Raw genomic sequence first — 591 nt, 5'->3', positions numbered from 1 at the left:
AAGATTGCCGCAATCTATCGGCCCGCCTCGAGCGCGACTTGCTCTCCGCGGGCCAACGTGTGGTGCGGGTAGCCCCCAAGCTGATGGCCCAGACCCGAGCCTGCGCCCGCACTCGCGGCAAGTCCGATCCCATCGATGCGCTGGCCGTCGCACACGCGGTGTTGCGGTATCCCGACCTGCCCGTCGCCGCCCACGACCCAGTGTCGCGGGAGTTGAAACTGCTCGTAGATCGACGCGAAGACCTTGTCGCTCAACGGACCTCAACGATCAACCGACTGCTCGGCCGTATCCATGAACTCGACCCGGCCCGCACCCCCAAACGCGGTGCCCTGGACCGGACCAAGACCCGTAACGAACTTGGCAACTGGCTCGACACCCTGCACGGACTGCTCGCCGAGCTGGCCCGCGACGAACTCGACGACATCACCCGACTCACCGACACCATCAACGCCCTGGCCGCCCGAATCGGCCAACACGTCCACGACGTCGCCCCCGAACTGCTGGCCCTGCAAGGCTGCGGTGAATTGACCGCAGCCAAACTCGTCGGCGAAACCGCCGGCGTAAAGCGGTTCAAAAACGAGGCGGCTTTCG

At 65.7% G+C, this 591-nt stretch carries 1 protein-coding gene; it reads left to right on the top strand.

What is annotated here, in order from left to right; genetic code table 11:
* On the top strand, positions 1 to 591 hold a 591-nt coding region (locus AC4ELH_RS35320; RefSeq protein ID WP_498889593.1), incomplete at both ends, for an IS110 family transposase.

The organism is Mycobacterium shunyiense, assembly GCF_058270075.1.
This window is presented reverse-complemented; position numbering and strand designations above follow the sequence as displayed.